This window comes from Reyranella sp. (assembly GCF_004297405.1).
Taxonomy (GTDB): Bacteria; Pseudomonadota; Alphaproteobacteria; order Reyranellales; family Reyranellaceae; genus Reyranella.
Window position 1 is genome coordinate 251,377 of the sequence record NZ_SCVC01000011.1, and the last position, 14,830, is coordinate 266,206.

A 14,830-nucleotide genomic window follows, 5' to 3' on the forward strand; every position below is an offset into this window, starting at 1 on the left:
GGGCACCTTGTTTAACGGTTCGTGCACGAACTGTTTTCCTCGCCCTATCCGGATACACGGTAATGATCGCGTCCCCGCTGGCCCCGCCGGTCACCTTCGGGCTCAGCTTCAATGACTTCTACGATCGCGAGGGACTGAGCCGTCTCGATGCTGCGTTCGTCACCTGGCTGAGCGAAGCCAACGTCGATATCCATGCACGCCTGATGGCGGCACGCGCTGCGCCGGAAGGGTTGGCAGCCAAAGACGAATCGAATTTGCTGATCGAGCTGGCGCGGCCACTCGAGGATTTCATCGGCACCCTGTTTGGGGTCGGCGAAGAGGTCGCTGCCCTGCGCGGTCGCCACAGCCGCTTGGCGCCGCTCTATGATTGCAAGCGGCTCTTTGTGCAGCGCTACGTCACGCGCGCCATCAAGCCCGATGCCGCGGCGGCACTCGACGGTGCGACCGTCACCGCGAACGTCAAATTGGCCGTCGATCTTTCTGCTGGATTGGAGGAGTGGGAACTCGCCTTCGCGCTCGCGGTTCGCGATCTCGTCGGCGCCGAGTTCAAGGTCGAGACGCCGACGCCCGAGATCACGGCCTTTGCGGAGTATGCCGCCTGGGCGTTGCATCATCCCGAGGGCAAGAAGCGCCATCACGACGGGCCGCTGTTCAAGGTGCCGCACAAGCTCGACTTCGAGCATCTCGTGCCGATCGAGACCGAGACGGTCGATGGCGTCATCCGCATGAAGCTGCCGCGGCCACTGCTACGGCATCGCGAGGGGTTTGCGCTCACCGACCAGGGCTTCGACCTCGTGCGCGCCCTCGACCATGCGAACTACTGCATCTGGTGCCACAACCAGGGCAAGGATAGCTGCTCTCGGGGGCTGCGGGATCGCAAGACCGGCGCGTTCCAGAAGTCGCCCTTCGGCGTCACCCTCGCAGGGTGCCCGCTCGAGGAAAAGATTTCGGAGATGAACCTCCTGAAGGCGGAGGGCTTCTCGGTCGGCGCGCTGGCGATCGCCGCGGTCGACAATCCTCTGCTGGCGGCGACCGGCCACCGCATCTGCAACGACTGCATGAAGGCCTGCATCTATCAGAAGCAGGAACCGGTCGACATCCCGCAGATCGAGACCCGCACCTTGAAGGACGTGCTCGGTCTGCCCTGGGGCTTCGAGATCTACTCCCTGCTGACGCGGTGGAATCCGCTCAATCTGCGCCGCCCGATTCCGCGTCCCGCGACGGGGCGCACCGTGCTGGTCGTCGGCCTGGGACCGGCCGGTTTCAATCTTGCCCATCATCTGATGAACGACGGCCATACGGTGGTCGGCATCGACGGGCTCAAGATCGAGCCGTTACCCGAAGCGCAATCCGGGGTGGCGATGGATGGCACGCGCGTCGGGTTCCAGGCGGTGAAGGACGTCGCGGCCTTGCGCGAAAATCTCGGTGAGCGGGCGATGGCAGGCTTCGGCGGCGTCGCCGAGTACGGCATCACCGTGCGCTGGGACAAGAACTACCTGAAGATGGTGCGGCTCCTGCTGGAGCGGCGCGCCGAGTTCTCGATGTTCGGCGGCGTGCGCTTCGGCGGCACGGTGACGGTCGAAAGCGCTTTCGCCATGGGCTTCGACCATATCGCGCTCTGTGCCGGCGCGGGCAAGCCAACCGTGCTCGATCTGCCGAACGGCCTGGCGCGCGGCGTGCGTGCGGCGTCGGATTTCCTGATGGCGCTGCAGCTCACGGGCGCGGCCAAGAAAGAATCCATCGCCAACCTGCAGATCCGCTTGCCGGTGGTGGTCATCGGCGGCGGCCTGACCGCCATCGACACGGCAACCGAATCGCTCGCCTATTATCCGCTGCAGGTCGAGAAGTTCCTGGCACGGCATGAAGCGCTGGTCGCCGAGCGCGGCGAAGCGGCGGTGCAGGGCAACTGGTCACCGGAAGAGCGCGAGATCGCCGACGAGTTCATAGCGCACGCCAAGGCGATCCGTGCCGAGCGCGAGGCGGCGGCCCGCGAAGGCCGCGAGCCTGCGATCGCCAAGCTGGTGAATGGCTGGGGCGGCGTGGCGCTGGTCTATCGCCGCCGTCTGATCGATTCACCGTCCTACACGCTGAACCACGAGGAAGTGCTGAAGGCGCTCGAGGAAGACATCCGCTTCGTCGAAGGCCTCTCGCCAGTCGCGGTCGAAGTCGATGCTGTCGGTCAGGCCAAGGCGCTGAAGGTGGCGGGCGAGCAGAACGGCGCCAAGGTCGAGGCGACTCTGCCGGCGCGCACTATCCTGGTGGCGGCCGGCACGCAGCCCAACACCGTGCTGGCGCGTGAAGATGCGACGCATGCTTTCATCGACGGCAAGTACTTCCGCGCCCTCGACGAGGAGGGAAATCCCGCCACACCCGAGCGCGTCGCCAAGCCTGCCGAGGTGCGGGTGCTGATGTACCGCCATGCCGACAACCGCTTCATGTCGTTCTTCGGCGACCTGCATCCGTCCTTCGCCGGCAATGTTGTGAAGGCGATGGGCGGCGCCAAGCAGGGCTATCCGGTGCTGACGCGCGCGATGACGGCACTGCCGGCACCCAAGCGTACGCCGGCCGAAATCCTGGGCGAGGCCAATCGGGAGTGGCGTGCCCGCGTCGTTCGCGTCGATCGGCTGACACCCACTATCGTCGAGGTCGTCGTCGAAGCGCCGGCGGCGGCGCGCAATTTCGAGCCCGGCCAGTTCTATCGCCTGCAGAACTACGAGGCGCGGTCGCTGCAAAGCGAAGGCACACTGCTCACCATGGAAGGTCTGGCGCTGACCGGCGCGTGGGTCGACAAGGACAAGGGCCTGCTGTCGCTGATCGCGCTGGAGATGGGCGGCTCGTCCGATCTCTGCGCAATGCTGAAGCCCGGCGAACCTGTGATCGTCATGGGCCCGACCGGTGCGCCGACAGAGATCGAACCGGGCGAAACGGTTGTCCTTGTTGGCGGCGGCCTGGGCAATGCCGTTCTGTTTTCGATCGGCCAGGCTTTCCGCAAGGCCGGCAGCAAGGTGCTCTACTTCGCGGGCTACAAGCGGGTCATCGACCGTTACAAGGTCGAAGAGATCGAAGCGGCGGCCGATGTCGTAATTTGGTGCTGCGACGAGGAGCCGGGCTTCACGCCGGGCCGGCCGCAGGACAAGGCGCTGGTCGCCAACATCGTCGAAGCGATGCGCCGCTACGCATCAGGTGAACTCGGCGACCAGCCGATCCCCTACAATGCGGCGGACCGTATCGTCGCCATCGGCTCCGACGGCATGATGAACGCGGTGCGGCTGGCGCGGCACAATGCGCTGAAGCCGTTCCTCAAAGCCGATCATCGTGCGCTGGGTTCGATCAACTCCCCCATGCAATGCATGATGAAGGAGATCTGCGCCCAGTGCCTGCAGCTCCATAAGGACCCGGTGACCGGCAAGGAGAGTGTCGTCTTCTCCTGCTTCAATCAGGATCAGGAGCTCGACCGTGTCGACTTCGCCGGTCTTCGCCAACGGCTGCGCCAGAACTCCGTGCAGGAGAAGATCGGCGCGCTCTGGATCGACCGCTCGCTGAGGAAAATCGGCGCACGCTAGGGCGTGCGCACGAACCTGAACAGTACCTTGTCCTGGCTGTAGTAGCGCAGCTGGTCGACCACCTTCGGGAAATAGTCGCTGCCCACCGTCACCGGCATGAAAGCATCGAGGTCGAGCGGGCGAACGCCCACGGTGAAGCCTGCTTCCGAGAAAGCCTTCGCGACGCTGTCGAGCGAATGATCGTAGATCGGGATCGACGAGCTCTCGCTGATCAGCTTGCGCCAGCGCGACCACACGGCACTGTCCTTGTGGCAGCCCATGGCGGCGATATAGGCGCCACCGGGTCGAAGGGCGGCCTTCATGTCGGCGGCGTGCGCGGCGAGATCGGGTAGCAGGTAGAGCACTTCATGGCTGAAGGCGAAGTCGAAGGGGCTGCCGAGCGCGGCAGCGCTGTGGCCGACCTTGTAGTCGATTGGGCGATGGCCTTTCAGCAGCTCGGCGCGCGCCACCGATTCGCGGGCGATGTCGATGCCGATGGCGGAGCGAAAGGGATGCCGATCGTAGAGCATGCGCAGGAAGCCGCCTTGGTTGCAGCCGTAATCGAGGACTGCCGAGTTGTGCAGGCTGCCATGGATGGCGACGTCGATCATGCGTCGCCAGATCGGCGCATGGGCGGCGCCCATCGCCTCTTCGTCGGCGGGATTGCGGTTCCAGGTGTGAATCGTGCCGTAGGCCGGGGAGGGTCGTTGCATCGCTTCCTCCTGATGAGGAAGCCAGTCTATCACGCCCGCGCGCGCCAGGGGTGAACGAGCAGCGGGCCGGCGATCAGGCTGCCGAAGGCGATCATGCCGATGGCGATCGCCGTGAACACGCCGTGCAAGCCCCAATCCAGACTTTCGATCATGAACCAGCCGCCGACTGTGGCAATACAAAGACGGGCGATGCCGGCGAAGAACGGCGCGGTCATCCGGCCCGCGCCCTGACTTGCGAAGGAAAGCGTCATGCCCACGCCGAACAGGCAATAGAACGGCGCCACGTGCGTGACATAGGCGACAGTGGCCGCGATCACCTGCGGATCGTTTGTGAAGAGCCTCGCCCAGCCTTCGGGCACGATCGCCACGATCCAGCCGAAGAGACCGATGCCGAGACCCGCGACGAGGCTGCCGGTCCAGGCGGCCCGCACAGCGCGCCGCCAGTCATTGGCGCCGGCCGCCACGCCGACCAGGGTGGTGAGGCCCGAACCGATACCGAAGGCCAGCGGCACCAGCATGAATTCCAGCCGCACGCCGATGCCGTAGCCTGCGAGCGCAGCCACGCCGAACCGGCCGACCAGACCTGTCACCAGCATGGCGGTGAGGTTGGCGGTGAAGGCGGAGAAGGAGGCGATCAGGCCGACGCGCAGGATGTCCCAGAAGAGACGACCTTGCAGGGAGAGGCCGCCGAGTGCCGGCACGAACCCCAGCTTGCCGCCCCACAGGGCGCGCGCCTGCAGCAGGGCGGAGACGGCCGACGTCACCAGCGAGGAGAGTGCCGGTCCCGCCATGCCGAGGCCCGGCCAGTCGCCGATGCCCAGCGCCAGCACATAGGAGAGCGGCACCTGGGCAATCGAGGAGAAGAGCATGTAGCGGCCGGGTGTTGCGGCATCGCCGCCGCCACGCAGCAGCGCCGACAGAAAGAAGTTCGCCCAGATGAGCAGCGAGCCAGAGAAGAGCACATGCGAGTAGGTGAGCGCATGGTCGAGCGACCGGCCTTCACCGCCCAGCAGGCGATAAAGCGTCGGCGCCACGGTCCAGGCGAGCAGGGTGAAGAGGAGGGCGAGCACTGTCCCCAGCGCCAGGGCATGCAGCACCAGCGAGCGCGCATCGTCGCGTCGGCCGGCGCCCATGGCGCGCGCCATGGCGGCTGCCACGCCACCCCCCATGCCGCCCGCCGCCATCATCGTCATCATCATCATGAGCGGGAAGACGAGGGCGAAACCCGCCAGCGCATCCGTGCCCAGCCGGCCGAAGATGAAGGTCTCGGCGATGGCGACGAAAGTCTGCGCGATCATCACGGCCGTGGTCGGCGCCGAGAGTTTCCAGAGGCTGGAGCCGATCGGCGCAGTCAGGAGAGGGTGGGACAGGGGAGGCTCCAGATTATGTGCATATGCACCATATCAGCCCGCGCCCTCCTGTCACCTGACAAACCCTGCGGGCATCATTAGCTTTTGGCCATGACAGACAAGGAACGCCCGCTCGCCAAGCCCTCCGTCCAGGTCGAGAACGATCGTGTGATCGTAACGGAATGGCGCTTTCCGCCCGGCAGTCACACGGGCTGGCATCGCCACAATCACGACTACGTCGTGGTCCCGATAACGACGGGGGAACTGCACATCTTCGACGGCAAGGCGACCGTACCGGCGCCGCTCCGGGCCGGGGTTTCCTATTCCCGGCAGATCGGGGTCGAGCACGACGTCATCAACCCCAATGATTTCGAGTTCGTCTTCGTGGAAATCGAGCTCAAGGCCTGACCGACCCGCGCGGCTGCCCCGCGCCTGGTCGCATTGACTTGGGGCCTCCCCGGGCTCATATGAGGTCCGCCCAGCGGTCCGGCACGAACTCGAGCCCTTTGAGACCGCCCCCAGAGTCCAGCGGAACAATGGACTAAGTTACGGAAAATAAATGAGTTTTGAGAGTTTGGGGCTGAGTGCCCCGGTACTGCAGGCAGTGTCTGAAAAGGGCTATACCCAGCCCACCCCGATCCAGGAAAAAGCCATCCCCATCGTCCTGATGGGTCGTGACATCCTCGGATGCGCCCAGACGGGCACAGGCAAGACTGCCTCCTTCGTCCTCCCGATGATCGATATCCTCGCCGAGGGCCGCGCCAAGTCGCGCATGCCGCGATCGCTCATCCTGGAGCCGACGCGCGAACTCGCCGCCCAGGTGGCCGAAAACTTCGAAATCTACGGCAAGAACCACAAGCTCAACATGGCGCTGCTGATTGGCGGCGTGAGCTTCGAGGACCAGGAACGGGCCCTCGAGCGTGGTGTCGACGTGCTGATCGCCACGCCGGGCCGCCTGCTCGACCATTTCGAGCGTGGCAAGGTTCTGCTGAACGACGTCAAGGTGCTGGTGATCGACGAAGCCGATCGCATGCTCGACATGGGGTTCATCCCCGACGTCGAGCGCATTGTCGGCCTGCTCTCGCCGATGCGTCAGACCCTGTTCTTCTCGGCGACCATGCCGCCGGAGATCAAGCGCCTGGCCGACCGCTTCCTCAGCAACCCGAAGGAAGTGACCGTCTCGGCGCCGGCATCGACCGGCAAGAACATCGTGCAGGGCCTCGCGGTCGTGCCCGAAGAAGACAAGCGCGAGGCGCTGCGTCGGCTGATCAAGGATCAGGACATCAAGAACGCCATCGTCTTCTGCAATCGCAAGCGCGATGTGGCGATTCTTCAAGGTTCGCTCAAGAAGCACGGCTTCAATGCCGGTGCGCTGCATGGCGACATGAGCCAGCCCGCGCGTATGGAGACGCTGGAGAAATTCAAGCAGGGCGAGATCCAGATCCTGGTCGCGTCCGACGTTGCGGCTCGCGGCCTCGACATCGTCGCCATGAGCCACGTGTTCAACTTCGACGTGCCGTTCTCGCCGGAGGATTACGTTCACCGTATCGGCCGCACCGGCCGCGCCGGAAACAGTGGCCATTCCTTCACCCTGGCGTCGCCTGCCGAAGGGAGCCTGGTTGAGGCTATCGAAAAGCTGATTGGCGCCGAGATCCCGCGCGTCGAAGTGCCGGGCATGGACGCCGTTGCGTTCGATCCGTCCGAGGGCCGTGGCCGTCGTGGCCGCGGACGTGGACGGACCGCCGGCGGTGGCCGTGGTGGCCGCAGCGGTGAACGCGCTCCGCGCGCGCCCCGCGCCGAGCGCGAACCGAAGCCAGTCGAGGCCGAAGTGCAGGCAGAGCGTGCGCCGCGTCCGGAGCGTACACCGCGTCCGGAGCGCGCCGAGCGTCCCCATCGCGAACCTCGCCAGGAACCGCGGCAGGAGGCTCGTCATGAGCCTCGGCATGAAGCTCGTGAGCCCCGCGAACCTCGCAGCGAGGGCCGTGCTCACCGTGAGCGCCGGCCGGAGCGTCGCGATCGTCCGCACCGCAACGATCGCCATGATCGTGACGAGGCCGTGCCGATGGGGCTCGGCGATCACGTCCCGGCTTTCCTCGCTCGCCCGACGCGCTAGAGTGTGCGCCGCTGGAGCGGAGGCACATGCAGACTATTTTTGTCATGGTGAAGTGCGAACTCGGTAAGGCCTACGAGGTCGCCGACGACGCTGTGAACATCGAACAGGTATCGGAGGTCTATTCGACCTCCGGCCAGTACGATCTACTAATGAAGTGCTATCTCGACGAGAAGACCGATATCGGTCACTTCGTCACCAGCCACATCCAGACGCTGCGGGGCGTGAAGGACACCTTCACCCTCATCACCTTCAAGGCCTTTTCCTGAGTACGGCCGTTCCGCGACGGCATCTCCCGAGGGGCGAGGATTTCCTGCTCCTCCCGCCGTCGATCCAGCCCTACGCCTACCGCATGGTCGACAGCCTGTTCGCCCATCGCGTGATCCGCCGCGGTGATCGTCCGCGCGAGCTGCCGCGCGGCGAGGAGATCGCGCCGGTTTATCAGGCCGACGGCAGCGATCACGATCTCGGCTCCTTCATGGATCGCAACAGGATCGTGGGCGTTCTGGTGATCCGCGACGGCAAGATCGTTCTGGAACGCTACGGGCTTGGCCTCGGCGAACATGATCGCTGGTCGACCATGTCGACCGTGAAGTCGATGACGGCCATGCTGGTGGGCGCCGCAATCCACGACGGCGCCATTGGTTCGATCGACGACCCACTCACGCGCTACTTGCCGGCGCTCGCGGGCTCCGCCTACGAGGGCGTGACCCTGCGTCATGTCATGACCATGTCGTCCGGCGTGCGCTGGACCGAGGTCTATCCCGATCGTAGCTCCGACGTGAACCGCTACAGCAAGTCGCTGGCCGACAAGGTGCCGGGCGGCGTCCTCAAGCTGATGGCCTCGCTGCCGCGCGCCAATCCGCCGGGCAGCACCTTTCTCTACAATTCCGGCGATACCTATCTGCTGGGGGCAGCTCTCACCAAGGCCGTCGGCAAGCCGCTGGCCGACTACATGTCCGAGAAGGTCTGGCAGCCGGCCGGCATGGAATGCGATGCCTTCTACACAGTGGAAAGCGACGGTGGTCAGGAGATCGGCGGCAGTCGGGCCGGCATGGTCCTGCGCGACTTCGGCCGCTTCGGGCAGTTCGTCCTCGACGATGGCGTGATCGCGGGCAAACGTGTGCTGGCTGAAGGCTGGGTCGATGCCGCCGCGACGCCAGCCTTCGCCGTGCCCGCGCCGCCGGTCCTCGATATCACCCACTATGGCTATAGCTGGTGGCTCGGTGACGGCGTGATGGCGGCACTCGGCCATGCCGGCCAGCGCATCGACGTCTTCCGCAAGGAGCGGCTGGTCGTCGTGACTCTCGCCGCATTCCCGCAACCGCCCTATGTGTCGACGACAGATCATGATCGTCGTGCTGAGGTGGTGGCCTTCACGAACGCCGTCAGGCGCATCGGGGCTGGAACCTGACCGGCAGCGGCGGCCAGGCGGTTCTCGCCCTCTGGGTCGATATCGATCCGGCGGACGATGCCTTCTTTGAGAACTGGCACAGCCGCGAGCATATGCAGGAGAGGGTGGGTTGTCCTGGCTGGCTACGCGGCAGCCGCTTCAAGGCCGTGACGAAATCAGGCCGCTATCTCCTGTTCTACGATGCCGAGACGGCGGACGCCTACGAGAGCGACGTCTACTACGCGCGCCTGCGCTCGCCGACGGAAATGAGCCGCGCGATCTTCCCGAAGTTCCGCGATACCTGGCGCACCGTCTGCACGGTCGAGCGCCGGTTGGGCGACGGGATCGCTGCTGCTGTGCTGACCTTGCGCCTCGGCGCCAACGATCCCGTGCCATTCGAGGCACTGGCCGCCCTTGCGCCTGCCCGGCTCGATCTGCTGCAGGGCCACAAATCCGTCGGCCAGGCGCATACGACGGAGAAGGATTTGCGGCCCGCACCCGACCGGCAGATCGAACGGGCGATCGTTGCCTTCTTCTGGTCGGTCGAAGATGCAGAAAAGGCGCGTGCTGCACACGCGCCTTCTGCTGAAGTCTTTGCTCTTCGCCACACCGTGTCGAAGAGCGACCTTGGCCAGTGATCGAGGCTAGTTGATCAGCCCGTAGAACTTACCGGCGTTGGTGCAGGTGATCATCTTGACCTGCTCCTCCGGCACCTCGGCGAACTGCTCCTTGATGTACTTCTCGGAGTGCGGCCACACACCGTCGCCGTGCGGGTAGTCGGAGCCCCACATCAGGCTCTCCGCACCCATGTCGTCGATCAGCTTGGCGCCGATGCGGTCGAACTGGAAGGTCGCCTTGCACTGGCGGCGCCAGTAGTCGCTGGGCTTCATCTTCAGTCCGAGGTCGGTGAAGCGGTCCTCCCATTCGAAGTCCATGCGGTCGAGCGCATAGGGAATCCAGCCGCAGCCGCTTTCGCCGAAGGCGATGCGGACATTGGGGTAACGCTCCAGCACGTTGGCCGCGATGATGGCGGCCAGGATGTTCACCAGGTTCATCTGGAAGCCGGAGACGACGGTGAAGAACACCGAACGGCCGACCCGGCCGGGGTGCTTGCTGATCGTGTCGGGCGGTACGGCGGGGAAGGTGTGGAAGTGCAGCGGCAGTTGCACGTCGTTGACCGCCTTCCACAGTGGCTCCCACATTGGATGCCACATCGGCTCCATGTCCCAGGAGCAGGAGAGTTCCAGTCCGCGCAGCCCCATCTTGGCGGCGCGATGGACCTCCTTCACTGCGGCATCGATGTCGCCATAGGGCAGGCAGGCGAGGCCGATGTGCCGGTCGGGATAATGGCTGCAGAAGTCCTTCAGCCAGTCGTTGTAGATGCGCAGCATCTCGTTCGACGCATCCTTGTCGTTCAGTCGGCTCGATGCGCCCAGGATGCCGTAGATCACTTCAGCATCGACGCCGTCGCGATCGAGATCCTTGATGCGCAGGTGCGGATCGGAAACGCGGCGAATGTCCTTGGCGCCGTCGGCGTAGAGGCCTGTCTCGGCCATGATGTCGACGCGATGATGCTTGCCGGGAACATACTTGGCGCCCGCGGGGCCAACGCCGTTCTTGAAGCCGAAGGTAGCGCCGTTCCGGGCCGTCCACTTCGGGCCGTCATCGGTCTCCACGACGTACGGCATGCGATCCTTCATGTCGCGCGGCGCCATCGACGTGAACAGGTCCGGCGGCATCCAGGGTAGATCGAGGTGGCAATCGGCCGATATGCGCTTGTACTGCATGGCGTTGGCTCCCTTTTGCGTCCTTGGATTTCCTGATCGAATTATGCGCCACCTGACAGAGCGAGCAATGGCCGTTCGTTTCGCGTATCGGCAGGTCACCGCAGCGCGGGATTGCCCATGCGATAGAGGACATGTGGGCGGAGGGCGTCGCCTACCGGTACCGTCGCGTCTTCGAAATCGTCTGCGGACGATCGCGTCATGCCAAGCTTCTCCATCAACTGGCGTGAAGGTGTGTTGATGGTCGAGGTGTAGGCCACCACCTCCTTCGCCTGCAGCGCCGACCAAGCGTGAGCGATGCAGGCCGAGGCCGCTTCGAAGGCGTAGCCGCGCCGCCAGTTGGGACGGCCGAGGATCCAGCCGACCTCCATCTCCGGCGCGCCCGGCACTTCGGGGCCGGGCTTGGAGAGGCCGAGCCCACCGACCAGGCCGCCATCTTCGCGCCGCTCGACGGCGACGAAACCGAACCCATGTAGGTCGAGGTGTTCGGCACAGCGGTCGATCAGCTCGTCCGACTGGGCGCGCGACAGGATCGAGGGGAAGTAGTAGCGCCGGACCTCGGCATCGGCATTGATCGCCGCGAAGGCCGCCCGATCGCGGTCTTCCCAGGGACGGAGCAGCAGTCGCGAAGTTTCCAGGTGCATCCAGTTACAGCAGGCTTGTTGAAAATCCCGGAACAGTCTAGCCCTGATGGCGCAAGGAGTGCTGGATGACTGCGGAAACGGCCGCCCGTCTCGAAGGGGATTTCGATTACATCGTCGTCGGTGCCGGCTCGGCTGGCTGCGTGATGGCGAACCGGCTTTCGGCCAATTCGAAGTCGCGCGTCCTGCTGCTGGAAGCTGGCGGCAAGGACAACTGGATCTGGTTCCACATTCCGGTGGGTTATCTCTATGCCATGGGCAATCCGCGGGCCGACTGGTTGTTCCAGACGGAGAAGGAGCCGGGGCTCAACGGTCGAGCACTCAACTATCCGCGTGGCAAGGTGATCGGCGGCTGCTCGGCGATCAACGGCATGATCTCCATGCGCGGCCAGGCGCAGGATTACGACCACTGGCGGCAACTCGGCCTCACCGGCTGGGGCTGGGACGATGTGGCGCCGGTCTTCAGACGGCTCGACGGGCACTTCCTCGGCGACACCGAGCATCATGGTGGCAGCGGCGAATGGCGCGTCGAGCAGATGCGCGTGAAGTGGGACGTGCTGGACGCCATTACCAAGGCCGCGACGGAAATGGGCGTGCCGGCGACGCAGGACTTCAACACCGGCGACAACGAAGGCGTCGGCTACTTCCACGTCAATCAGAAGCGCGGGCTGCGCATGTCGGTCGCCACCGCCTTCCTGAAGCCTGTGCTCAACCGCCCGAACCTGCGGCTGGAAACGGGCGTGCTGGTCGAGAAGATCATCTTCGAGGGCAAGCGCGCCGTCGGCGTACAATTCCGCCAGGGCGGGAAGCTCGTCGAGGCGCGAGCCAAGGGCGAGGTCGTGCTCTCGGCGGGTGCCATCGGCTCCCCGCAGATCCTGCAGCTCTCGGGCGTCGGCGCGGCCGACTGGCTGACGGAGCTTGGCATTGCCACATTGCACGACAGGCCAGGTGTCGGCCGCAACCTGCAGGACCATCTGCAACAGCGCGCCATCTTCAAGGTGACGGGCGTCAAGACGTTGAACGCGACCTATCATTCGCTGATCGGCCGTGCCTTCATGGGCATGGAATATGCATTGTTCCGCTCGGGCCCGCTCACGATGGCGCCCTCCCAGCTCGGCATCTTCACGAAGTCTTCGCCCGATCACGAACGCGCCAACATCGAGTTCCATGTGCAGCCGCTTTCGCTCGACAAGTTCGGTGAGCCGCTCCATCGCTTCCCCGCCATCACCGTCAGCGCCTGCAATCTGCGGCCGACATCACGCGGCACCGTCCGTCTGCGCTCGGGCGATCCTGCGGCCAAGCCGGTCATCGCACCCAACTATCTTTCGACGCCGGAGGATCGGCGCGTGGCGGCCGATGCGATCCGCGTCACGCGTCGGCTGATGAAGCAACCCGCGATGCAGGTCTACCGGCCGGAAGAGTATCTGCCGGGGCCGAGCATCGGTGACGACGAGGCCTCGCTCGCCAAGGCGGCCGGCGATATCGGCACCACGATTTTCCATCCTGTCGGGACGGCGAAGATGGGCTTGCCCTCCGATCCGATGACGGTAGTGGATGATAGGCTGCGGGTCATCGGTCTCGAAAGACTACGGGTGGTCGATGCATCGGTGATGCCGACGATCACCTCGGGCAACACCAACACGCCAACGATCATGATCGCCGACAAGGCTGCGCAAATGATGATTGAGGAAGGACGTTAGAATATGCGTAAACGGATACTCGGACTGTTCGCGGCACTGGCGCTTTCGACGCCGGTAGCAGCCCCGGTGACGGCGATCGCCCAGCAGCCCAAGACCCTGCGGGCGGTCATGCATTCGGATCTCAAGATCCTGGATCCGATCTGGACCACGGCCTTCATCGTGCGCAACCACGGCTACATGGTCTACGACACGCTGTTTGCGCTGGACAGCAACCTGAAGATCCAGCCGCAGATGGTCGACACGTGGAAGATGAGCGACGACAAGCTCACCTGGACCTTCACCCTGCGTGACGGACTCGAATTCCATGACGGCCAGCCGGTCACGTCCGACGACGTGATTGCTTCGCTGAAGCGCTGGGCGGCCCGTGATTCGCTGGGCCAGATCCTGTGGGCCAAGGTCGCCGAAGCCAAGGCCGTCGATCCCAAGACCTTCCAGCTCGTGCTGAAGGCGCCGACCGGCATCGTGCTGCAGGCGCTGGCCAAGCCTTCGGGCAATCCGTTCATCATGCCGAAGCGGGTCGCGGAAACCGACCCCAGCAAGCAGATCGACGACTATGTCGGCTCAGGGCCGTTCATCTTCAAGAAGGACGAATGGAAGCCCGGTGACAAGACGGTCTACGTCAAGAATCCCAAGTACAAGCCGCGCGCCGAGCCGGCGTCGGGGCTGGCCGGCGGCAAGATCGCCAAGGTCGATCGCGTCGAGTGGGTGGCGATGCCCGACCAGCAGACCGCGGTCAACGCGCTGCAGGCCGGTGAGATCGACATCATCGAGCAGCCCCAGCACGATCTCTATCCGATCCTGAAGAACGACAAGAACATCGCACTGGTCACCACCAACAAGTGGGGCAACCAGTACATCTACCGCTTCAACCAGCTCCACAAGCCGTTCGACAATCCCAAGAACCGGCAGGCGATGCTCTATGCGTTGAACCAGAAGGACTTCCTCGAAGGCGTGATCGGCGACCCCGACTACTACAAGCTCTGCAAGGCGATGTTCGTCTGTGGCGGCCCCTACGAGACGGCCGCAGGCTTCGAGGACAAGTACGGCAGCGATTTCGCCAAGGCGAAAGAACTCCTGAAGGCAGGCGGCTACGACGGTACGCCCGTCGTGCTGCTGCATTCGACCGACCTCTACGTTCTGACCAACATGGCGCCGATCGCCAAGTCGTTGATGGAGAAGGCTGGCCTCAAGGTCGACATGCAGTCGATGGACTGGCAGACCCTGGTTGCCCGCCGCGCCAAGAAGGACGCGCCGGACAAAGGTGGCTGGAACATCCTGATCACCTCGACCAGCAGCGTCGACTCGCTCGACCCGGTGAATTCGAGCTTCATCAGTGCGAGCTGCGACAAGGCGTGGTTCGGCTGGCCCTGCGACGAGGAGATCACACGGCTGCGTCAGGCCTTCGCCGACGAGACGGACGAGGCCAAGCGCAAGGAGCTCGTCGAGAAGATTCAGCTCCGCGCCGCCGAAGTACCGACGCACGCCGTGCTCGGCCAGTACACCGGAGCGATGGGAACCCGCAAGAACATCAGCGGCAACGTCACTTCGCCCGTGCCGGTGTTCTGGAACGTCGAGAAGAAGTAGCGAACGCTTCTCCG

Annotated in this window: 12 protein-coding genes; 8 read left to right on the forward strand and 4 right to left on the reverse strand. The window is 64.6% G+C overall.

The genetic code is table 11. The features are described from left to right. Window positions 1-62: 62 nt before the first annotated feature. The gene (locus tag EPO50_RS09095) at window positions 63-3,563 is read left to right on the forward strand and encodes an FAD-dependent oxidoreductase (protein WP_296343131.1); all 3,501 of its coding nucleotides are present in this window, start codon (window positions 63-65) and stop codon (window positions 3,561-3,563) included. Here the strand turns inward: EPO50_RS09095 and EPO50_RS09100 are convergent. Both EPO50_RS09100 and EPO50_RS09105 read right to left on the reverse strand, forming a co-directional pair. After that, window positions 3,560-4,255, reverse strand: a complete 696-nt coding sequence (locus tag EPO50_RS09100; protein WP_296343133.1) for a bifunctional 2-polyprenyl-6-hydroxyphenol methylase/3-demethylubiquinol 3-O-methyltransferase UbiG — start codon at window positions 4,253-4,255, stop codon at window positions 3,560-3,562. The genes EPO50_RS09095 and EPO50_RS09100 overlap by 4 nt on opposite strands. 29 nt (window positions 4,256-4,284) lie before the next feature. Beyond that, the gene (locus EPO50_RS09105) at window positions 4,285-5,556 is read right to left on the reverse strand and encodes an MATE family efflux transporter (protein WP_296343135.1); all 1,272 of its coding nucleotides are present in this window, start codon (window positions 5,554-5,556) and stop codon (window positions 4,285-4,287) included. Between the two features lie 159 nt (window positions 5,557-5,715). On the opposite strand from EPO50_RS09105, the gene EPO50_RS09110 reads away from it, so the two are divergent. The 5 genes from EPO50_RS09110 (at window position 5,716) to EPO50_RS09130 (ending at window position 9,745) form a co-directional block, all read left to right on the forward strand. Next, window positions 5,716-6,012: a cupin domain-containing protein gene (locus EPO50_RS09110; RefSeq protein ID WP_296343137.1), complete on the forward strand. Its 297-nt coding sequence runs from the start codon at window positions 5,716-5,718 to the stop codon at window positions 6,010-6,012. Window positions 6,013-6,163: 151 nt separating this feature from the next. Further along, window positions 6,164-7,717, forward strand: coding sequence for a DEAD/DEAH box helicase (locus EPO50_RS09115; RefSeq protein ID WP_296343139.1), 1,554 nt, complete (start codon window positions 6,164-6,166; stop codon window positions 7,715-7,717). A 26-nt stretch (window positions 7,718-7,743) separates the two neighbouring features. Then, window positions 7,744-7,983 carry an Lrp/AsnC ligand binding domain-containing protein gene (locus tag EPO50_RS09120; protein WP_020697587.1) on the forward strand — a complete coding sequence of 80 codons (240 nt, stop codon included), beginning with the start codon at window positions 7,744-7,746 and terminating at the stop codon, window positions 7,981-7,983. An 83-nt stretch (window positions 7,984-8,066) separates the two neighbouring features. Then, the gene (locus EPO50_RS09125; protein ID WP_296343142.1) at window positions 8,067-9,128 is read left to right on the forward strand and encodes a serine hydrolase; all 1,062 of its coding nucleotides are present in this window, start codon (window positions 8,067-8,069) and stop codon (window positions 9,126-9,128) included. A 92-nt stretch (window positions 9,129-9,220) separates the two neighbouring features. Next, on the forward strand, window positions 9,221-9,745 hold the full coding sequence (locus tag EPO50_RS09130) for a hypothetical protein (RefSeq protein ID WP_296343144.1): 525 nt from the start codon (window positions 9,221-9,223) through the stop codon (window positions 9,743-9,745). A 6-nt stretch (window positions 9,746-9,751) separates the two neighbouring features. Here EPO50_RS09130 and EPO50_RS09135 read toward each other — a convergent pair whose 3' ends face one another. Further along, window positions 9,752-10,894 carry an amidohydrolase family protein gene (locus EPO50_RS09135; protein WP_296343146.1) on the reverse strand — a complete coding sequence of 381 codons (1,143 nt, stop codon included), beginning with the start codon at window positions 10,892-10,894 and terminating at the stop codon, window positions 9,752-9,754. A 95-nt stretch (window positions 10,895-10,989) separates the two neighbouring features. After that, on the reverse strand, window positions 10,990-11,535 hold the full coding sequence (locus EPO50_RS09140; RefSeq protein WP_296343148.1) for a GNAT family N-acetyltransferase: 546 nt from the start codon (window positions 11,533-11,535) through the stop codon (window positions 10,990-10,992). Window positions 11,536-11,600: 65 nt separating this feature from the next. Between EPO50_RS09140 and EPO50_RS09145 the strand changes: the two genes are divergently transcribed. Continuing rightward, complete coding sequence (locus EPO50_RS09145; protein ID WP_296343150.1) at window positions 11,601-13,232, forward strand: GMC family oxidoreductase; 1,632 nt, start codon at window positions 11,601-11,603, stop codon at window positions 13,230-13,232. 3 nt (window positions 13,233-13,235) lie between these two features. Next, window positions 13,236-14,816, forward strand: coding sequence for an ABC transporter substrate-binding protein (locus tag EPO50_RS09150; protein WP_296343151.1), 1,581 nt, complete (start codon window positions 13,236-13,238; stop codon window positions 14,814-14,816). Window positions 14,817-14,830 lie beyond the last annotated feature (14 nt).